Source organism: Pseudomonas sp. ATCC 13867, assembly GCF_000349845.1.
Lineage (GTDB): Bacteria > Pseudomonadota > Gammaproteobacteria > Pseudomonadales > Pseudomonadaceae > Pseudomonas.
In genome coordinates this window covers 23,165-43,460 of record NC_020829.1, presented here as the reverse complement: position 1 = coordinate 43,460, position 20,296 = coordinate 23,165, and the positions used below count along the sequence as shown (strand labels likewise).

Genomic DNA, 20,296 nt, shown 5'->3' with positions numbered 1-20,296 from the left:
CAGAAATAGCAAATGGCCGCCATCCCACTTGGCAAAACGCCGGTCTAGCGCTGAGGATATACACACTAATCTTGCAATGGAGTGCTCGCAGTGTCTCGTCGCCCGGTTCAGAAACCCATTCACTACGTTCGAGCGATCTATAACCAGAACACCGCCCCCACAAAGCCGCTTGAACAGCTGATTCGTACAGCCATGACCAAGCTGGGCAACATGGCGCAAACAGAAATCGCCATGGGGACGCTCGGAATCGTTGGCATTCGCCACCGAGAAACGGCGCCGAACGCCCCTTTATGCCTCGCAATAGGCGCCGGCGTACCTGGCGAAAAGATGACCACCATGGGGCTGAAGGTCGCTACCGCTGCTGATCTTGATCATGCTACGCAAGCACCAGCCAATCGAGCTTTCAAGTTGTCCGAAGCCTTCGTGCTCATTGATCAGAACGACTTGCTCCTCGTTACCGAAGGCAGCTTCCGAGTACCTACGATTGCGAGCTACCTACGCGAGCTAATCAGTAAAGCATCGTTACGGTCAGGCTCTGTGACATTTGAACTGCGCAAGGTGACCAATCAGAACAAGAAAAAGGTGCTGGAAGACGAGGGCATCAAAGAGCTGCGCCTGAATACCACCATGTATCGCGCCACACAGGAGTTGGATGGCCAAACCAGCGGTACTGCCACCGTTTCATCTCGCCTGAAATCCTTCGTCGGCACGCTTAAGGATCTATTCGCAGAAGACGTCAGCGACGCGCAGAGAGCCCTGCTAGCCCAGCACTGGGGAGAGGTTCAGGTGAGCACCGTGATCAAAGCGGATGGCGGTTCGCGAGCGGAAGCGATCGTGCTCGACGCTATGCGCTCTGTTGGCGAGGACGTTTTGGACGAAGAAGACGACAGCATCGATGTCACAGTTATCACTAAGAAAGGCACATCCATTCGGTTGGGTGAGGTCAACCCAACCAAGAAGGTTCGCCTCTTGCGACGCGACGGAGCCAACGATCTGATCAATACTGAAGTCTACAAGGAGCTAAACGACTACAGGGACGAGCTCGTCTTGCAAAAGCTATGGCAGAAGTAACCGCACTCGAGTCCAAGGTTAGCTGGCGAAAAGTCCTCCTCTTCGGGCTCCACATCCTGATCGCAACCTTTTTTGCCTGGCAATTCCAGGCCAAGTATCACAACAACAGTAACGCGCTGACCGTGCTCGTCACGGTCTTCTCGATCCTTGCGGGTTTTCTGATTGCCGTCATGGCTATCGTAGGTAATGAGCGCGCTCTTCGGGGCAGGAACTGGCGGCAAGATACCTTCTACCTCATACAGATCAGACGGGACTTGAAGCGGCATGCAGCGCTGTTCTATCTGTACCTTGCGATTCTGGCTCTGGCTTTCCTGGCCTCGTTAAATCTAGCCTGGCCTGACCCTGTGCAAATCGGAGTAGAAGGCTTCCTTCTGTTTCTGGCCTGCCTGGCCATGCTCTTGTCGTTTGCCCTGCCGGGACAGTTGACTCGTCGACACATCACCGACTTGGAGGCCATCATCAAGGCACGCCAGGACGAGGAGCTAAAACAACGCCCCCCTTCCGATCGTTAGTGCAGTTCGACCGTTTCTGACTGAGCTATAAGCGCGCCGACTCTGTCCATACCGACATGCTTGTGGCACTAGCCCCGATCATGGAGACGATGAGCTTGCTTGCCCGGCATCGGGAATGAACGTGATCAGCGGGGAGATGCCTTGCAGCTCTAGCGCGCTTAGCTCTGCCAAAACCATCTCACTTGCCCATAGGGCAAATACCCAATTGCGGTATTTCGGGGCATAGCGCCCACCAAAGCGCCGCGCCAGCAGCTTCAAATGCTGCACTACCGATGGGCTATAGGCCACGCTGCGGAGCGCCAAGGCGCCAAAAGGCAGTAACCAGGCGTCGATCCACATGCCCTCAACGACGAAGCGTCGCGGCAACCCTCGCCCTGCAAAGGAGTCGAGGGCCTCGGTATCACCGCCGGCAGCCTCCACCAGTATCTCTGCACCCTCACCTGCGAGCGGAACCAGCCAATGTTTGCTCTGGACTGCGTGCAGGATAAACGCGCGCAAGCTCTCCGAGGGAACGCGTATCGCCTGATGAGCACACTCTCGCAGGTCAATTTCCACCACGCGCGCAGTCTTTTCACGCAGACGCGCCAGCTTTTCCTCATTCACGAAAGAGGTCACGGCGATCTCGATAAATAGATCCCCATCCGAGAGCTGTGCCACCAGATCCGGCCGTACTCCATCAAGCCACACCTCTTCCTCAATAGCCTCGAAGTCCCACCAGCTACTGGTGTCTTCGGAAGCTGGTGCTTGCCCTGGCATTGGTGGCAGTTGGAGCCCCATCGCTTCGCAAATAACCTGCTTGGCATATCGATGCAACACGCTCTCTGGGGTAATGAAACAGCTGGCGGTGCGCGACTGATGGGAAAAGTGGTGCTCCCGTAGTACGCCTTTACGGGCAACTACCGCTTCACCGCAAGACAGGCAGTGGCAAGCACAAGCAAGCCCACGCTCAACCTCATCGATATGGACAATCTGCTTCAGCGAGTTCACGGCAATAGACATGGACATGGCGACCTCCTTCCTTCACGAGTCCGCCGTCAACATCGCTGAGCCATCCCGGCTAATCCGCCGTATTCAGGAGGATTCCGCTTTTCCCACCTTACAGCGAGGTGCTACAACCAGCACTTCGCTGACAACCAGGGATGGCAGGCATGCAAAGCGCGCTCAGTCGCCTCAAACAGGAACTTACTGATCGTCCCTTCACCGGTCGCACCTATGAACTGTTGCAGTTCATGGTTAATCAGAGCCTGGCGCGACTCGACGATACAAACACACAGCCGTTGACCTTTGAGGCAGTGGCCCTGCAAAGCGCCTGCGCCAGCTCAACAGAGCGGGAGATGTTGCCTAAGGATTGGATGCCGAAAAGGCCGGTGCTGGAGGCGACACTGACGCGAGTTCAGCATGCGCTACCGTTACCGCACCTGCAGTTTGGCTATGCCAAAGGCGGAGGGCGCGGCAACCCCAGCCTCTATTGGCTTGAGCTGGCCGCAGCGCCTGCTAGCTTTGCACCAGGCACAACATCTGAGTCGGCCCCCTCCGTCGAGTACCGACGATCTGCACAGGGAACGGTTAAACCCTCCTTACTGATTCGCTGGTTGATGCGCGACGGACAGATCCGCAATCGCAGCCCTCGTGGACTTACCCTACTGATCGGCGTGCTCATCGGAACGCTGATGTGGGGTTTGAGCCTGGCAGCAGTTTTGCTGGCGCTAGGACTCACTCACCAGCCGCTGACCTCGAGCAGCCTGGTGATCTTGCTCGTATCCTTGGCAGGCTCATGGGTAGGCTGGAAGCAGCTCTATGAACCTTGGTTCCGCCTACTGGATGAGCGAGTCGTCAAAGCGCCCTACTGGGTGCCAGCCATTCTTGAAGACCCCTGCGAGCTGGAGATTTTTCGTCACGACAAAGAACGCTGGATCCGCCTGGTGCGCTATGTCGCAGACTGCCCCTTATGTGGCGGTACCGTCGAACTGATGCCAGGGAAGCCGGATCAGTGCTTGCCTCTCGTTGGCCGCTGCCTCGAAAGCCCCCATATCCATGTCTTTACGTTCGATCGCACATCGCTACAGGGCACCTATTTAGGCCCAGCCCTTCCTGCGCCGAAGCTCGCCAGCACACTGGATGAGGAGTCCCCCGACTAACTCGCTGCTAGGGTGGCGACTCAATCGATTGGACAACGCGCATCATCCAGCGACCCTATGCCCAGTTGGCCAGCACCGCATCAAGCCCGCCTTGGAAGGTTGACTGCCGACGAACCGGCATTTCACCGATCACGGGTTATGCGAAGGACGGTTCGACTCCTAAAATTTTCTTGATTTATTTTAAAATAAAGATAAATTAAGGAAAACAAAGGAGCTCATCCATGACCGTACAGTACATTCACGACGCCGATGGCACCCCGATGTTTGCCGTACTGCCGATTGACCAGTACCGCCAACTGCTCAACGGGCAAGGCGGTATGCCGGCCAGCGCGACGCTGCTCTCGGCAGATGGGCGCTATGTCAGCCTGCCCCACGGCGGCTCCGACGCCAAGCTGGACGTCGTGCAACTGATTGAGTTCTGGCTCACCGGCATTAGGGACGGTGACTTGGACGAACACATGGCGATCAACTCCCGCGCCCAAGTGTTCGATCGCTTCCCTGCGGCGCAACAGACCTGCACTTTGGATCCGCTGGTGCGTGACCGGTTTCTGCAGTCCCCCAGCTATCGCAACACCATGCAGGTAACCACCGAAGTGGTCGACGCTCTCGTGGCCACCGGGGTATTTAGCCGCTGCAGCAAGCTCTACCCGGACTTGTCGTTTACCCGCAGCGTCAAGGCCCTGGAAATCGATCAGACCAAAGCCAAGGCTTTCCTTGAACAGCATGCGCCGGCCAAACGAGCGCGCTCGTAACTCGACACGGTTGCTCACTCACCATTTATTCACGCTCCCCCCATCCGCCACCCAGGAGGCGCTTGATGTTCGATGAACGCGTGTTGAAGCGGATCGCTGACGACCTGCAGGCCCAGGCTAATGCTGTGCGTAAGGCCAACGTTATCGCGCACCATCAGATCCGTGTGCCGCTGGCAGCGATCCACCAAGGCTATCCCGAGCAAGCCCTGCAGTCCCTGAGCCAGTGGGCCGGCCAAGGGAAATCGGCAACAGCCTACCTGTATCAACTCGCGGTTGCCGATCCTGGATTGGTACCGACACTGCATGCCGCCTTTGCTGATGCCAAAAACAATGGCCAGGCCAATCGCGCCTACGCACGTCAACAGGCGCCTTCGGCGATCCTCTATGTGGGGAGCTCGCAAAAACTGCTCGAGAGGATCAAGCAGCATTTTGGCTACGGTTATGCCCGTACCTACGCCTTGCAGCTCTGTCACTGGCTCCCGGCAGCAGTGGACGGCTCCCTGGAGCTTCAAGCCTGGCGGTTTGCCGCGGATACGCCGACATCCCTTATTCAGGCGATCGAGGACGGCCTTTGGCGCCAGCAGCAGCCGATGTTTGGTCGCCAAGGCGCACACTGATCCAGTCGGTATTCTGCCTCTCAACGATCCAGGAGAGGCGACGATAGGGTTCTAGGGGCCGCCGCTCACTCGACGAACCAGCACTTGCGGTTTACAATTTCTAGCTCAATATAGATTTTATAAACCAGCAGGAGGACAGGATGATTGGCGAACGCCTCAAGCGCGCACGTGCCGCCTCCGGTCTGTCGATGCTGGCCTTAGGGCAGCAAGTTGGCGTCAGCGCCAACATGATCAAGAAGTACGAACACGATGAAAGCATGCCCAGCTCCGGCGTTCTTATTCGTCTGAGCAAAGCTTTGTCGGTGCGAGTCGAGTACTTCTTCCGCCCAGTGAAGGTGGAGCTGCAAGGGGTGGAGTACCGTAAGCGCTCCAGCACCCCACAAAGTCTCCTCAAGCAGATTGAAGCTGACGTGCTTGATCAGGCCGAACGCTGGCAGGAACTGGCCAACCTATGGCCGGAATTTCCCGTGGATCAATTTGCCGTGCCCGCGTGGCTGCCCGATCAGATCGAAAGCCTGGAGCACGTCGATGAGCAAGCTGATCGGCTGCGCGCCGCGTGGGAGTTGGGACTCAACCCCATCCCCGATCTGATTGATGTCCTGGAGTCGCACGGCATCCTGGTGATCATTACCCAGGTGGACGTGCAGGCGAAGTTCGATGGCCTGCAAGCCAGCGTCGCGGGAAAACCCGTCATCGTGATTTCGGCCAACTGGCCTGGCGATCGCCAGCGATTCACCCTGGCCCATGAACTGGGTCACCTACTGTTACATGGCCGCTTGGCCGGCCACCTGGATGAAGAAAAAGCCTGCAATCGCTTTGCCTCGGCGCTTCTCCTGCCGGCGAGTGCAATGCGCCAACAGTTGGGTCTGAAGCGGCACATGCTGGAGATGCAAGAGCTGTATTTGCTGAAGCAGGAGTACGGCATCAGCATGCAGGGCTGCCTATACCGTGCTGCCGATCTGGAGATCATTCCCCCATCGACGCGTGAGCGCCTATTCATCGTCTTCGGCAAACAAGGGTGGCGCAAACGCGAGCCTGGCAACGCGTACCGCCAGGAAAGCACCCTGCTCTTCCAGCAGCTGGTTTACCGGGCCTTAGGCGAGGGCATTGTCGGCGAGTCCAAGGCCGCCGAGCTGCTTGGGGTTCCGGTATTCCAGTTCCATCAGGCGCGTAAACTGGAGTTGCTGGATGCGGTTGCTCATCAGTGATGCCAACATCCTGATCGATCTGGAGGAGGGGCAGCTACTGGATCAGCTGTTCCGCCTCCCTTACCAATTCAGCGTTCCCGACATTCTGTTTACCGAAGAGCTGGAAGCCCAGCACGCCCACCTCTTGGAAAGAGGGCTGCGGCTGGATGAGCTCACTTCAGAGTCAATGCTATATGCCCTGGCGCTGACAGCACGCGTAAGCGGCCCCAGCCGTAATGATTGTTTTGCACTTGCCTTGGCGCGCCAGGAGGGCTGCCCTCTGCTCTCCGGTGATCAGGCACTGCGGCAAACGGCCGAGCAAGAAGCCATTGAGGTCAGAGGCACTATCTGGGTAGTGGAAGAATTGATTCGCCATCAGATCATCACCGTCGTCGCAGCCCGAGATAGCTATCAGCGCATGCGAGACAACGCCCGTCGCCTTCCATGGGAGCAGGCACTCCGTCGGCTGGACTCATTCGAGCCGTAGCCAGCAAGCTGTTCGCCGAGAACAAAGCGAAAAAGCGCTCTAGAACGGTAGTTACAGGACTTTTATAGGCAATTATAGAGCGATTATAAAGCCGCCATTCTGGCCTCAGAGTTGGCTCGCCTCGCCGCCCTAGCCATCCCATATCAACCGCTTTGTACTGCGATGCGACACCGCTTACGCGCCGAGACAACAAAAGCTCTAAAGCGAACCAAGGGCATAGATTCGCTAATGAGAGCTATGTCGCTAACCTTCACCCAACACCTTATGGCTCTTTAACGCGACTCTCGCAAAGGTGTTTCACTGCTCAGACTATCCGCCCAGGCTTCTACTGTATCGTGATCAATCACGCGACCGAGTTCGACCTCAACCAGGTCTACTTGCGTCATGCTGCTGCGCTCTTCTTCCTGGTCGGCCCAAGCGGCTAAGGCTTGCTGGAAAATCCAGTCCAGTGAACGTCCTGAGCGAGAAGACAATCGCTCCAGCTTTTCCGCCAACGACACCGGCACGCAACATTTGACGACCTGCGTTTCAGTAGGTCTTGCCATAGCGTGTACTCCTACGTCATTAAAACTCTGGCCGGCCGTTCACAGGGGGGTATGGCTCAGCAGTGGCAAAATGCAGATTGCCATCCATTCCCATGTTGGTTTCAACGAAACACTGTGCTGGGTACACCGAAGCGCCCTGATAGCGCGCGGATCTGTTTCCGAGTAAATCGCTTTCTACCACCGAGCAAATCGGCAATACCAGCTGAGTTGGCTACTTCGGGCAGGTCGTCGAGGCCAAGGCCACGCTCCGTCATCAGATACTGCAGCACTTGGGCAGGGCTACACGATGACACGGGAAAGTGCTCGGCATCGTAGGCCGCGATTTTGTCGCTTATTAACGCCAGAAGCCCCTGTAAAGGGTGCTGCTCGTTATCGCCCACGATGTCCAATAGTTGATACAGCATCCCCACTGCCGTTAGGTACGCCTCCTCACTTGCCGGTGCCCTCAGCAAAGGCTCAACGCAGAGCCAGTGCTCACACGCCCGCTCAAGCAAGGCAGGCATTGCCCTTGTCCGCCCCAGAGAAATGAGCCGCGCGGCAAATTCAGCCCTCATTATGATCTGCCTGACGTCATCATCAGTTGCTTGCCCCGGATGCACTCGGCCAAAAGACAACGCATCAGGCAATACCTCATCGTCAAACATGCTTGCTGTCCGACGGAGACTGCGAAGCGTCGCTAGAGCATAGAAAAAGCAGCTTTCACACAGTTGCAGTCGGTACTGCTCCCCCACGTGCGCTGAGCCTTCACCCCAGTTCGCCAGCAACTCCCCATGCCGACAACCACTCCTATCGTGAGGAAGCCTGCGCCGACAAACATCGCAAAGACCCTCGGTGGCTGTACTGACCTTCTCCATGCTATCCCTCCAGTTGCCCAGTGCCTCAACGCAGGCCCCACTCACGCAGACGAACATCGAGGTTATTGAGTGGAATGACCGGTGCACTGCGTACTGCGTGGGGTAAGTCGACCAGCAGATCGGGCAAGGCTCGGAATCGCTGCGCGGCGTCGCGCAGCCGATCAAACATAGCGCCGGGCTCGGCAAACTCCGCCAGCGCCTGACAAACCGCCCGCCAGACAAGCTGGTGGCTGCGCTCAGCTGCCCATTTAGTGGAACGACTAATGCCGTGGGGATCCAACACCATAGGAGCGAGATCGTAGATCGGCGCCAGCGTCAGCTGACCGTCTCGAAGGATCGCGCTGTTTCGTCCGTGGTTGTCGGAGTTGCCCAGGATGCGATTGAGCAGATCCCGACGCAGATACTCGAATACAAGCTCTTCGACCAGGTGGGCCTGTCCAGCCTCCCGCCATAGTCCGACCAATGCCGTCAGCACCGCCTCGTGGCGTAATGCAGAGCCTGGATGGGTGTTTCCGCAGAGCGAGTACATCGACTCCATTGGCATGCGATGCACGGCTTCCCCCCTACGCACTCGATCAAAGCGCGGCATCCACAGGCTAGGAAGAGTGTCCGACTCGAGGGCCAATCCATGTAGCGCGATGCTGTCCAAACCCAGCTGCGCCACAGCGCGGTAGTACAGGTACTCGCTGCGCAGAATGTCTCGATCCAACGCAGTACTGCCTCGCGGAAACTTTACCAGCCAGTGCCTTTCTGCAAACTGATCCGGTAGCAGCGCATCTGCAAATAGCTCTCCGTGCCGTGTCTCAGCGAGGAGGAGCTTAGGCGCCTCGCCGCCAGCACCGAGTGAGCCACCTGCGACTAGTCCATGTTCTTCACCAGGATCGAAGAGGCGAAGGTTTTGCCGAATCACTTCCTCGCGCGGCACAGCAAATCGGGGGGCGGTGGCGATAAGTGCTGCGGACTCCTTTATCCGCAGATGTCCGACCGGCGCCGGGGTGCAATACATCAGCCCATCAAGACTTGGCGGGAGTTCCAACGCCTGCAAGGCTCGCCAACGACACAGCACTGTGCGCGCGGCACCCGACGGCATCAGGTCATACAAGAATGCGGGGAAGCCTTCGGTGTGAAAACGCGTCCAATCCAGACGATGGCGTACGCTGACAGCGCAGGCGAATGGAGTACCCAGCTCGCTGTGGAAACGGCTGATGAAAGGGTCGGTATAGGAGAACGCGCAGGGGCCAAAGCGCCCTTGTTCTGGGCGCGTGAAAACCAAGGTCAGCGCATCGAACCAGTCATCACCAATGTGCGCCTGGACGGTCATTCGGACAGCGTTCGACATATGCCTCTCCAGTTCACTGTGCCATGTCCCACGGGGGCGGAACAGAAACACCTAATGGATGGACATCACCACCCCCAGCGGAGCGGTTCGGCGCGTACCGGGGCCTAAGAGCACGTAAACGGTATTGCGGCTCTCGAAGAGGCCCGCACTATCGTCCCGAGACACCTCAAAAGTGCTACGAATCCAATTACCCGGTGGGCCGCGATGGGCACTATCCGAAACAATGCAATGGGCGAACACCACCGTGGGGCGCCGTCCACTTCGCTCGATGAGGGTCAAGGCAGCTGCAGGGCACTCCAGATCGATCAGGGCCCACTGTCGCACCAGGCAGTAGGGCTTACGCGGAAAACGTCGCTGCACCTCGATCACTGCCTCAGCCTCGGCTAATTGGCATCCGGGCATCGGCGTCCCCTCGCTGTACAGCGCGTCCCAGGCCTGCCCCACCAGCTCCTTCACGTCCATCACGACACCTCCGGCACAGTCAGCTGAATCAGCTTGTAGGGAGACCAACCCGTCTGCTCTCCGGGATAGCCTCGGGGATTGCATACCACGCGGGTACCACGCAGCTCGTAATCCACCGCCGTATGCACGTGGCCATGCAGCCAAAGCGAAATCGGATCGCCCATCAGGTCATCCCATTGGTTGGCGAAAGCCGCATCGAGGCGGCCACCCGCGTGCGGGTTACCCTGCAAGGATCTCAGCGAGGGGGCATGGTGAGTGATCACCACCGTTGGCCCGCTGAAGGGAATCGTCAACTGTTCCTGCAGCCAGAGTCGCGTCAGCGAGGCCTGGGTGATGAAATCCAGCGGCCGACAGGGGCGGTAGTTCTCGGTACGGATCTGTCGGAAATCGTTGAGCAACTGTCCAGCCAAGGCCGCAGCGGTGGGTTGATTGTCGGTCGCCGCAAAATCCGTCCAGGCGGTTGCCCCCAGAAAGCGCACCCCGCCGAGTTCCACTACATCCCGATCCAGCACGCATACTCGATCCGTCCGCGCAGCCCTGATTTTTTCCAGGGTTCTTTTGAGATGCCCTCGGTAAAATTCATGATTGCCGGCAACGTACAGCACAGGGCAGGTAAAGACTGATGTGGCCCATTCCACCCCCCGGATCCCGAGATCAATATCCCCGGCGAGAACCACGATATCGGCGTCCACGGAAGGCGGCTGATAGCACTCAAACTCGTTGTGCAGGTCGGACAACAACAGGATTTTCATACTGGCTCACCTGTGTCGTCTGGCCACGCCTCGGAGGAGCACAGGCAGCTCAACCGCTTATGGGCATAGTTGTCGCCTGTGATCCGGGGATACACGAGGTCGAAGAGTGCTTGGCGCTCTACTGAATTGGCCCTACTCAGAGCGGCCCTGCCAAGCTCCTCCAGCAGGCGCTGCTCGACCCGAGCGCAATCGCTCACCAGCTGGAGATTGACGGGCGCGCGAAGCTCCCGGCTGATCTGGGTGAGAAGGGCTGCCACGCTGTGCTGTTCGAGTGGGCTGTCTGGATAAAGCAGGGTGGCCACAGCGACGGCCTGTTGCTTCAACCACCACAATGCCACGCGATCACCTTCGGTCAACTCGAGCGTTATCATTGATGTGATCATGAGTCACCTCGGCTATTGCAGCGCCAGAGGCGTAGGGAATATGCCTCTGCACAGAAGCGGCAGGTACGCTTCCAGCGATTTCCGCCCGCCCGGTCGCTGGAACGACACGACGACGTATTGGCTCCGACTTTCGGTGGCGAGCAGCCAATAGCGTCCAGACTGCACCACTCGATGGATGTCCGAAGTCCTGATCAACCGACCATTAAAAAAGCGTCGCTGCACATCCCAATAGACGACACCCAGGGCGCAGCCAGCGCAGATACGAACGTCCGTTAGATACGCCGTCACTGGCTCGCCAAACCTATGGAGCCGGGCACGCAGCAGCCGCGCCTCGGTCGCAGGATCAATCAACCTGACCATAGATCGCTCCCACATCATGGACTGAGGAGGAAGGAGCCACCGGAAGGCTCGCTGGCTCGTCATTGACGGAGCGCCGCCACGCCGGCGCGCGGCCTGTGGCAACGTTGAGCAATGCAGCCGTGCTGAGCAGCAGCCCCCGCCGAACACCTTCGGTATTGAGGTGCCCTGCTTGGGCAACCAGTCCTCGGCTGTACAGCGACTCCTGTAACCAGACGGATTTGGTCTTGAGCTGATCAGCCGCATCCGCGACGACAACGTAGCGCGAGAGAAACTCCACCAGGTGCGCCGGTGAAATCCAGATGTGCTCCCGTCCGCGCAGCGTTTCGCGTCGGCATGGCAGCCAGCCAGCCTCTATCCAGCCTCTGATCGTTGCGTGCTTCCAGCGGGTGAACTTGGTGAGATCCGTGATACTCAGCTCGAAGCGTGGCGCCTCGGCCGGCGCCACGATGGCGAGAATGTCATGCTGATCGAAACGCAGGGATGCCAACCCCTCGACGTCCTGCAGGCGGATCACCGGCTTCAGTTGCCCCGAGCCGATTTGTCGATACAACTCGGTGAGTTGATCTCGCGGAAATTGCCGTGCACTGATCTCCGCCAGGCTCAGGGTTGGGCCGCCATCATGCACATCACAGGCTTCACTCAGTCGTGCCAAAAGCTGCTCGACCTCGGCGCGCCAAAATTCGCCCTTACCGAATAACGGCCGTTGCGCATCCGGAATACACTGCAGCACCCCACTCTCGATGAGGCGATCACGCAGATGACGTGAAACATTGAGCATTCGCTGTACGTCTTTTCGAGTAATCACCTCTGCCGCCAGGCGCTGCTGCTCCTCGACTTCCGCACGTTCGACCAGACAGTACTCAACGGCTCCACCCTGAAGCACCTGCCCACGAAGGCGCCCGGCTTTGACAAAAGCGACGATCCGATCTGGAGACGAACCCAACAGGCGAGCCGTTTCGGCGGTGGTGTAGGTCGACTTCATCCCGAGCAGGTCGCTGCCGATCCGCTTCATCTTCCGATTGAGTGGTGCGATCGCATGCAGCACCAGACACTCCGCAGCAATCCGCACGACGGCGGCATACTCGGGTCGATCGAAATCACGGGTGAGCTGGCGATACCAACCGCCCAACTCCGTGATGAATTTGGCGCTTTGGCGTTGATTAGCGTACTGAATCCGCCGCCGAACAAATGCTTGGAAACGCGCGGGGAGGTCTTCCAGGAAGTGATGAGCAGCCCTGTTTAATGTCTCAGCCTCGCCCAAAGGCATGTCGCGCCCTCGACGCCATGGCTGGGCTAGATTCAGGTTGGCAAGGAACACCACGAAAGCATCGATATCCTCAGGTAAGCAGGGCAGGCCTCCCAGTTGCTGTTGCACTGAGCGAACTGCTTGCTCCTCACCACTGATGAGGGCCGATACCAGCAGATTCCCTGCATCGGCAGTCTGCTGCGGCACCCCCGAAAGATCCACTCCGCACGAACAGTGAGTCAGCGGCCCCCGGTGGTGGCTAAGCGGCTGCCGGCATCCCGGACAACTTTCCAGGAGTGCAGCGCTGTGCCGTCTGCAGGCAGTCACCAACACGTGGTACCAGCTTTGACGGAGATAGGGCTCCTCAGCCAGGCATTGAGGGCACACCGCAGCTCTGAGCCGCAGGAACTTTCCTCGCGCCAATGCTCCTGAAACGGAAGGAAACGTGGCCATCTCAATAAGCTGCTGCGCTTTGAGGGCGTAATGCTCCGCAAACTGTTTGAGTTCGTCGGGGCTAAATAGCCGTTTGGAGCGCAGCCCTACAGGGCGTAACAGCTGCTGGCTACTGGTAAGAAACTGGGCAAGTGCCAGTCGCTGCAGGTAGCTTTCGAGACTCTCGTCGGCAAAGGGTTCAGGGGCGAAGGGCAGCATGTCAGCACCCTCCATGTGGAGCAAAGACTTCTGGCATCACCGACACATAGGCGCGCGCGAGATGCTCAGTTTCTACGACGAGACTTTGCTCAAATGGGTTATTGCACTCGCCCGGTTGCATGATGGCTTGGTCGAATGCCTGAGCAAACGCAGGGTAGTCCGCGTGTTTGGCCGAGCCCTGGGCCGTCGCAACTACCTCCTGAAACAAGCGATGCACCACACCATAGCGACCGGCCGAAGCCAGATACATACGTCTGGCAAACTCTACATCGTTGCTGGAAAAGGTCTGCCAACCCCACTCCTCCAGAGCTGCCAAGGCGCCCGCCAGGGCCGCACGGAAAGCGAGGAACTCGTCACCGTCCCATTGATAGGGGTAGTACTCGATCTCCCGCCGAGAACGACCAGCCAGCTGTTCGTTAGCTTGGAATAGCGCCAACATGGAGGGCAGGCCTAGCAGCAACACACTACAGCGAGCCTCATCGAACAGAGTCTTGAGGAAGTCGCCCGCCGCGCGGGCCGTGGTCGAACCGGCGCGCTCGAGCATGTGCTGCGTTTCGTCGAACACCACCAGCCTGGTGCCTGCTTGCTTTAGCCCTTTCAACAGAGCCTGATCAGCCATCACCTGATTGCGGTACAGGTCAGGCATCAGGCCCAGCGCTGCCAAACACGCATCGGGCAGCGCACGCCGACTCAAATGCTTAGGGCTGGTGACAATTAAAACCTCGCGATGACTGGTTCCGCGTGGGGCAGAGGGCAAACTGCGTAAGAGTGTGGACTTGCCGACCCGGCTCGGCCCCACGATCGGCAGAATCTGGGGATCGCCCTGGCGAGCACACAGGAGCAAATCATGTATCGCTGTTTCAGCGTTTAAGAATCGTTCATGACAAATCAGGGGATCGAACTTAGTCATTGGCGCGCTCCCGTCGTGGCGCCGGCACCACGATCTGATCTACTCCGCGGGAGGGGCCAACCTCCGGCAAGACTGCAACCGAGGTATGTGCTTGCAACTGCTGCTGCAAATTCTTCGTGTGCTGATGTTGCTCACGCTTACGTGCCTCACGATTGTTTTCGGAAACTTTCTTCCGACGCCCACCCTGGCTGTCTCGTGTATAGCGCTCCAGCGCCTCGGCATACAGACGTCGGTAATCGCTTCCCTGCATCGCTCCCGCCCGGGTGTAGAGCTTGCGCAGCGACTTGGCGATTTCAAACGACACCGGAGGCACGCCCGGCATTTTGTTCGGCAGCCGCATCAAGCTGCGATCATCCGGGTGCACGGCAAAAATCGCTGAGCAGTCGTCCGGGTTGTACAGTATTTCCAGCTGCGGAATATCGCGGCTGCGGGCCAGACCAGCCAGTGCGCTGCTGTGGTACTGAAAACCCTCAAAATCCACGCCGTAGTGCTGCAGCTTCCGCACGTCACGGTTGATGTTCAGGATCAGTCGCTGAATCGTCTCCAAAGGCGGTGGTGGCAGTGGCACGAACTGTTGCATCGCGTTGTCCATGGCCTCGTGAATCGAGGTCTTTTCACCAAAGCGGAACCCCAACTTTTCCCGGGGCTCGTGGATGTAAACGTCCGCGACGAATCGCATGATCTCGCGGTAGATCTGCTCAATCGTGTAGCACGCCTCAGCGCTAGCCCTCGCATGGCGACTGGGGTTACGCCCATCCTGGCTGCGGGTAGCGCCCGGCAACTTATGCAGCAGGCGCTTATCGAGTACGCCAAACAGCGACTCGACGTGACCTTTGTCGTCGCCACGCGCGACACGCGCGTATTCGAAGCTGATGCCAACCTCTCGCAGCAACGCAAGCGCCAGATCCGAGGAGTTTTCTGCTGCGTTATCGAATACCACTAGCGACAACGCGCTGGGCGCCACCAAGTCCGTACGAATACCAAAGCGATCCTTGAACGCTTGGTCTTTCGGCGTAAAGAAGTTCTCAAAGAGTTTCAACAGGGTGTACTCGCTGGGCTTTCCAGCGCAGACATAAATCGCCAGCGGATAGGAGGCGTAGGCACAAACCATCGCGTACAGCGTGAGTTGGGTGTACAGATTTCCCACCTCATCGCGGCAGTACATATCGATGGTTTTGGCATCCAGTTCAACGCGCTCGAGAGGCTGCCTCACCTCGAAGGTGCGCACCGCCTGGCGATTCCACAGCGCGAACGTGCGAGGATCGAGTCGTCCCTCCCTAACGAGCCCCTTGGGCATCCGCTGGATCATCCGACTGATGGTTTTTCGATCCAGCTGCGCCGGCGCCCCCTGGCTAGCGCTGCCTTTTTCCAGTCGGTTATTCACCATCAGAGCGAGGCCGCTCAAATTGATTTTGTCATCGCGCATGAAGGTTTCAAGGATGACCTCCTCGGCAAGTTCCTTCGCTGCGCGCTTACGCGACCACCCCGAGCCGCCACGACGGCTGAAGCTCGGAACAAGTCCTTCAAATCCTGCTGTGGCGAAGGCGTCACGGTACCTCAGCAAGGTCTTGGCACAGGGCAGCTTGCGCTTCTGCTGACTGCAGAAAGCTTCGAGCCTGAACTTGCGCTCCTGAGCGTCGATCGGGAGCCTCTCTAACTGGGCGTTAAGATCCAGCAATGCCAGGCGAAATTCGGCTTCCTGACGCTCCTTCATCGTTGTGACCCGTTTGGCCGGCGTGACTGCACCGCACTGCAGGCGAATCGCTCCGCTGGCGATCCCGTTCTGGAAATCTCGCAGTGGCAAGGTAAGCCTCACCCCTCCTTTGCCCTCCAAGTCGATGTCACCCAACAACGGTCTGATGGCAGAGATCCGATACCAGGCACCCTCGCGCTGGATGTACTGATTAACCGCCAATGAGTCAGTCATAGCGCAACACCTCAAATACGCCGAGCGAGCCGAGCGCCGGCTCTACCTCAAAATCCATGTGCTCCAGACAGTGTTCACACAGGTCAACCCGCAGAACCCCCAACAGCAGGGCGGCTCCCAGGTAATGATTGGCCGGGGATAGACCCGCGAGTACCTCACGCAGTGACCCACGCAGTTGCTCCGGCGCACGCCGCGTCAGCGGTTCTACCCAGGAGACCAAATGACTGGACGCCTGAGTCAGGAAGGGTAGGAGCACTGCGAGGTTGCGCTGATAGACCGGCGGAAGATCCGCCTCAGTGATCACCACGAAACGCCGACCGAGGGCCAAAAAGCGCGACCGCAAGTGCACAAGCTGCTCGCGACGCTCCTCAAGAAAGGCGGCTGGCTTGACCTCGATCACCACCTCCAAGCCATTCACATCTGCGACGAAGTCCGGTGTATAGAACGTCTCCAGCGCCTGCCGCCGGGAGGGGCGCTCGGCGAGTAATCGACCGGTACTGAGTTCCAGGGTGAAGGGCTGGGTGCGGTAGCTGCGTACCCGGGGATCAAGCTCCAAAGCCTGCGCAACGGACTGCTCCAGCCGCGACTCCAGGCGAATTTCGACTCGACCGTTTTTCGGCGAGCACAGGACAAAGGCGCGGCGGCCACGATGCGTACGCCGCGCAACGTCGCGGCTGTGAAGGGGGGAAAGGGCGTCAAGCTTCATGACTCATCCAACGACAATGTCCAATGGCGCCATTGCCATATAGTGCTGGTTGTGCGGTGGAAAACCGGCACTATATGACAGGCTGTAATTTATATCTGTCATTAGGAATAGCGCAGTCCACGGGTGTCGTCAAACACCATTACGTTTCGCCCGCAATTTCCGGCAAAATGAGGCGTCGATGGAAGGAGCCCTCAGTGGGACGGCGCGCCAACACAGCCTGGTTCAGTCAGTATCGAGTGGCCTCTGCAGAGCTCCCTACGGCGCTAGCCAAAGGGGAGCGTCAGGCAGACGTCCTCCTGCGCCACGCCCAAAGCGCCGGTGTCAAAAACGCCACATTTGCGCGGATGATGAAGGCCGGGCGGGCGCTAGATGACCTGAGACCGAACCTTGGCCTCGAGGAGGTCGGTTGCACCTATATGCAAGCCGACATGCTGGGCAAGATTGCGCAGATATCTCCCGCTCGTGCCCAGACATTGCTCCCCGACGTCCTGCGCAACCAGTGTTCTTTGGAGCAACTCAACAGCCTCTTGGGTGAGTTGCAAGAGGCAGAACCGCAGAAGGCGGTGCTGCACAATCGCGACAGTACCCGACGCCTCCTCCTTGCCCATGAGCGCAGCAGTGCTGACGCCATTGCGCGCGTTGGCGCAAAGTTCTTTGGTTACCCCGAAGGGCGCATCCTGCAGCAGGCGGGCGCCACCCTGTACCAGGCTCCCAATATGCTGGTCACCCAGGATGGCGTTGCCCAGGTGGCCCTGTTCATCCGGGTGGGCAGCATTGCAAAACCCGCCATGGCGGTTGGCTTGGAGTACCTTCAGCTCGCTTTGGCTCATCGAGCACTGGTGCCGCGAATCTGTTTCGTTCTGCCCCAGGACAGCCCCATCATCTCAGCGCTGACCCGCCTGATCACCCAAGTCGAAGCTGCCCCTTACCAAGGCGATTGGCTGAACCTCGCCATGCTTGATCCAGCGAATGGGCAATTGAGCATGCAGAGTGAGGACACATATCAGACACTGGCGGCCATGGCGGTTTTTGATGACGATGCAGCGGATCTGCGCTGGGCAGGGCGCGATTTGGTCAGCGGGGAGGCCGCGAACCTGAATTACTTCGCCGCCCTGCAGCGCTAAGAAGCCCAATGCTCTGCTCGACGAGGAGGTCTAAACCAAAAGTGCCGCGTCCTCCAGCTGCCGTAGCATGCCGGTAAGCTCCTCAATCTGCTTAATGACCGAGCCCTGCAGCACCTTGTCTTCCGCCAGTGCACAAACTGCTTTGCGCCAGCGGCCAGTGCTGATAATCGAGTCGCCATAGGGAGCCACCCAGAACGACTCGTCGATGAACTCGTCCCCGCCAAACTCTTCGATCAAATAGCTACGCTCGTCGGCGAAATAGACGATCGGCTCATCGACGGATAGCAAGCTCACAGCACTCTCTGCACCGGGTGGCATTTCCACAGCTGCCCTCAGCTCAAGATACTTCCAGTGTTTGAGGCTCAGCACGTTCTGCTGGGCTTCTTCGCAACTGAGATCAACAGGCGCTGGGGCATCCGGAGACTGCATCAAGTACTGCTGTGCGGCCACAGCCACTTCGCGGCAACAGGCATACTCTCCCCGAACAAACGCATGGTGATAACGCTGTCGCCAGAGGTTTCCCCGAAGTCGAGATGAGTGCGCCCGCTGTTCCACATCGACGATGCCCGCCAATTGCGCAAAGCGGTTGCCCAGTTCCTGCATTCCAGCAGTGGAGCAATGGGTAGTGAGTACCTGCAGCAACGCTCTGTCGTTCAGGACATGCAGGATTTCCGTCGACTTCCAGTACTGCAAATCATCCAGCACTCGATCCCGCAGACGTTCGTACCCACCAAAGCCCAAGACATAGCCAATGTGCAATAGCTTCAGCGCGATCAGGTGGCGCTGTGGGTCAAGCAGCAAGCGTTGAAAGAAGGAGAAGCCCATTGACTGGCCGACCAAATCCGCCCATTCATGATGGAGCATGGCCGCAACCTCGAGCTCCAACTCGGAGAGTCCATGGCTTTTGTCCCCACGTCCCCCCAGACGCTGATACCAACGACTGGCTTCGCTCCATACGAATTCGGGCCCCATCCCGTTGGCAGCGTAGGCACGCTGTACGTCAACGTCCGACGAGAGCGGCCCCGAGTGGGGGCGCAGCAAGGTGAAGAGCCAATCAATGCACCAGTTGCGAACCACTTCATACTGGTCGCGGTGACGATACTGCCGCGCTTTGTGCTCCAACTTAAACGGCCAATAGCGCAGGGCCGGAAAAATCACCGACCGGTGTTGATGCAAGGCGTTGGCAATACGCCCCTCCGCCTCATCGCGCATCTCCTCGGCCCACTGTTCATGTGACGACCCCGGGTCGGCCCACTCACGCGCCTGCTGATAACTCCAGCGCGCTTGCTCCCCCCCACGCTTTTGCTCAAGGCACCCCAACGCCAAGAGCATCCAGGCCTCAGAGTGTTGAGGATTGATCGCGACCGCCCGGCGTGCTACTTGGTGGGCCTGCGCCTGTAGGCCCAAGCGATGCAACGCCCAGGCTTTTTCACTGAGCTGCTCGGCATCCACAGTGGCGCCGCGCCCCTGCTCTTCGACGCTCTCGAGCAATTGCACCGCCCGCAAGGCGTAGGGTGCGCCCGGCTGCTCGGCCGCGCTCGCGGTGCTTAACGGCAAGCGATCTTGCAGTGCAAAGGTTTCCAGCGACGGTCGATCCTGCAACAGCGCCTCGAGTGACTCCAGGCGATCGAACCAATAGGCATAGGCCCGCAGCTTCTGTTGCAGGCGTGCCTGAGCGTGGGCGATTTCACGGCGTAGTTCGCCGTCCGCTACCTCGCCCTTCGCGAGACGGCCACAGAAGCTTCGGCTGTTGAACACGCTGTCCAGCGCCACTAGGTTCTTGATCAGGTTGTCGCATGCATCCGAGCGCTTGAGCGTCAGCGAATTCCCTTTGGGGTCGACGCGATGCGCCTGCAGTGGCGGTTCATCCGCGAGTTTGCTGACCAGGCTGCGATCCGCATCGTGGCCAAATAGGCGACGCAGGGTATCGGCGATGCCGTTGGTTTCGGCTTTACGGGCCATTTTTACGCTCCTTGTCAGACCGGGGAAGGAGGATTCCCCGGCCTACCATGCCTGGTTATTTGCCGGGCTTCGGTGCTTGCCGGCTGCTGTGGTACGCAGGGTTGTTCGGGTTCAGCTGGTTCGACCGATTGTCCTGAGCCGCCTGGTGGCTCGGATGGTTCGGATTGGATTGATTGGCGTGATGCTTGGTGTGATGGCTCATGGGGCAACTCCTGTGGGGTTGGAGTCCCCAACCTACAATTGCGCCGGGCGCAGAAAAGACTTTCCTCTGCTTTCGTTCATTCGCCCCTCAGGAGTCCCTCCATACCTTT

21 protein-coding genes are annotated in these 20,296 nt (G+C 58.7%); 8 read left to right on the top strand and 13 right to left on the bottom strand.

Annotation, left to right across the window (positions count from 1 at the left end; translation table 11 throughout):
• The first annotated feature begins 90 nt into the window (after positions 1-90).
• Together H681_RS00160 and H681_RS25465 are read left to right on the top strand one after the other, a co-directional pair.
• Positions 91-1,071 (top strand): hypothetical protein, encoded by a 981-nt coding sequence (locus tag H681_RS00160; protein ID WP_015474804.1) that lies wholly within the window; start codon positions 91-93, stop codon positions 1,069-1,071.
• Positions 1,059-1,583 (top strand): hypothetical protein, encoded by a 525-nt coding sequence (locus H681_RS25465; RefSeq protein ID WP_015474803.1) that lies wholly within the window; start codon positions 1,059-1,061, stop codon positions 1,581-1,583. Before H681_RS00160 ends, H681_RS25465 begins: the two co-directional genes overlap by 13 nt.
• A 78-nt stretch (positions 1,584-1,661) precedes the next feature.
• On the opposite strand, the gene H681_RS00150 is transcribed toward H681_RS25465, so the two are convergent.
• On the bottom strand, positions 1,662-2,588 hold the full coding sequence (locus H681_RS00150) for a competence protein CoiA family protein (protein WP_015474802.1): 927 nt from the start codon (positions 2,586-2,588) through the stop codon (positions 1,662-1,664).
• Positions 2,589-2,731: 143 nt separating this feature from the next.
• Between H681_RS00150 and H681_RS00145 the strand changes: the two genes are divergently transcribed.
• From H681_RS00145 to H681_RS00125, 5 genes are all read left to right on the top strand, one after another.
• Positions 2,732-3,721 (top strand): hypothetical protein, encoded by a 990-nt coding sequence (locus H681_RS00145; RefSeq protein WP_015474801.1) that lies wholly within the window; start codon positions 2,732-2,734, stop codon positions 3,719-3,721.
• A gap of 221 nt (positions 3,722-3,942) precedes the next feature.
• A complete protein-coding gene (locus H681_RS00140; RefSeq protein WP_015474800.1) occupies positions 3,943-4,473 on the top strand; it encodes a hypothetical protein in 531 nt (176 codons plus the stop codon).
• 65 nt (positions 4,474-4,538) lie between these two features.
• Positions 4,539-5,090, top strand: a complete 552-nt coding sequence (locus H681_RS00135; RefSeq protein WP_015474799.1) for a hypothetical protein — start codon at positions 4,539-4,541, stop codon at positions 5,088-5,090.
• A 140-nt stretch (positions 5,091-5,230) separates the two neighbouring features.
• Positions 5,231-6,298 carry a helix-turn-helix domain-containing protein gene (locus tag H681_RS00130; RefSeq protein ID WP_015474798.1) on the top strand — a complete coding sequence of 356 codons (1,068 nt, stop codon included), beginning with the start codon at positions 5,231-5,233 and terminating at the stop codon, positions 6,296-6,298.
• The gene (locus tag H681_RS00125; RefSeq protein WP_015474797.1) at positions 6,279-6,764 is read left to right on the top strand and encodes a PIN domain-containing protein; all 486 of its coding nucleotides are present in this window, start codon (positions 6,279-6,281) and stop codon (positions 6,762-6,764) included. The genes H681_RS00130 and H681_RS00125 overlap by 20 nt, the downstream gene beginning before the upstream one ends.
• A gap of 272 nt (positions 6,765-7,036) precedes the next feature.
• Here H681_RS00125 and H681_RS25585 read toward each other — a convergent pair whose 3' ends face one another.
• From H681_RS25585 to H681_RS00080, 10 genes are all read right to left on the bottom strand, one after another.
• Positions 7,037-7,309, bottom strand: coding sequence for a CopG family ribbon-helix-helix protein (locus tag H681_RS25585; protein ID WP_015474796.1), 273 nt, complete (start codon positions 7,307-7,309; stop codon positions 7,037-7,039).
• A gap of 101 nt (positions 7,310-7,410) precedes the next feature.
• Positions 7,411-7,953, bottom strand: coding sequence for a helix-turn-helix domain-containing protein (locus tag H681_RS00120; RefSeq protein ID WP_015474795.1), 543 nt, complete (start codon positions 7,951-7,953; stop codon positions 7,411-7,413).
• A gap of 235 nt (positions 7,954-8,188) precedes the next feature.
• Positions 8,189-9,502, bottom strand: coding sequence for a type II toxin-antitoxin system HipA family toxin (locus H681_RS00115; protein ID WP_015474794.1), 1,314 nt, complete (start codon positions 9,500-9,502; stop codon positions 8,189-8,191).
• A gap of 51 nt (positions 9,503-9,553) precedes the next feature.
• A complete protein-coding gene (locus H681_RS00110; protein WP_015474793.1) occupies positions 9,554-9,964 on the bottom strand; it encodes a DUF6957 family protein in 411 nt (136 codons plus the stop codon).
• Positions 9,964-10,716, bottom strand: coding sequence for a metallophosphoesterase (locus H681_RS00105; protein ID WP_015474792.1), 753 nt, complete (start codon positions 10,714-10,716; stop codon positions 9,964-9,966). Before H681_RS00105 ends, H681_RS00110 begins: the two co-directional genes overlap by 1 nt.
• Complete coding sequence (locus H681_RS00100) at positions 10,713-11,099, bottom strand: hypothetical protein (protein WP_015474791.1); 387 nt, start codon at positions 11,097-11,099, stop codon at positions 10,713-10,715. Before H681_RS00100 ends, H681_RS00105 begins: the two co-directional genes overlap by 4 nt.
• Positions 11,100-11,442: 343 nt before the next feature.
• Positions 11,443-13,356, bottom strand: coding sequence for a TniQ family protein (locus H681_RS00095; protein WP_051070414.1), 1,914 nt, complete (start codon positions 13,354-13,356; stop codon positions 11,443-11,445).
• A 1-nt stretch (position 13,357) separates the two neighbouring features.
• Positions 13,358-14,266 (bottom strand): TniB family NTP-binding protein, encoded by a 909-nt coding sequence (locus tag H681_RS00090; protein ID WP_015474789.1) that lies wholly within the window; start codon positions 14,264-14,266, stop codon positions 13,358-13,360.
• Entirely contained in the window at positions 14,259-16,193 is a 1,935-nt protein-coding gene (locus H681_RS00085) for a Mu transposase C-terminal domain-containing protein (protein WP_015474788.1), read from the bottom strand. The genes H681_RS00090 and H681_RS00085 overlap by 8 nt, the downstream gene beginning before the upstream one ends.
• Positions 16,186-16,899: a TnsA endonuclease N-terminal domain-containing protein gene (locus tag H681_RS00080; protein WP_015474787.1), complete on the bottom strand. Its 714-nt coding sequence runs from the start codon at positions 16,897-16,899 to the stop codon at positions 16,186-16,188. The genes H681_RS00085 and H681_RS00080 overlap by 8 nt, the downstream gene beginning before the upstream one ends.
• Positions 16,900-17,093: 194 nt before the next feature.
• Between H681_RS00080 and H681_RS00075 the strand changes: the two genes are divergently transcribed.
• The gene (locus H681_RS00075) at positions 17,094-18,023 is read left to right on the top strand and encodes a hypothetical protein (RefSeq protein ID WP_015474786.1); all 930 of its coding nucleotides are present in this window, start codon (positions 17,094-17,096) and stop codon (positions 18,021-18,023) included.
• A 30-nt stretch (positions 18,024-18,053) separates the two neighbouring features.
• Here H681_RS00075 and H681_RS00070 read toward each other — a convergent pair whose 3' ends face one another.
• Both H681_RS00070 and H681_RS26600 read right to left on the bottom strand, forming a co-directional pair.
• Positions 18,054-19,985 carry a hypothetical protein gene (locus tag H681_RS00070; RefSeq protein WP_015474785.1) on the bottom strand — a complete coding sequence of 644 codons (1,932 nt, stop codon included), beginning with the start codon at positions 19,983-19,985 and terminating at the stop codon, positions 18,054-18,056.
• 55 nt (positions 19,986-20,040) lie between these two features.
• Positions 20,041-20,187 carry a hypothetical protein gene (locus H681_RS26600; protein ID WP_015474784.1) on the bottom strand — a complete coding sequence of 49 codons (147 nt, stop codon included), beginning with the start codon at positions 20,185-20,187 and terminating at the stop codon, positions 20,041-20,043.
• Between the last annotated feature and the right edge of the window lie 109 nt (positions 20,188-20,296).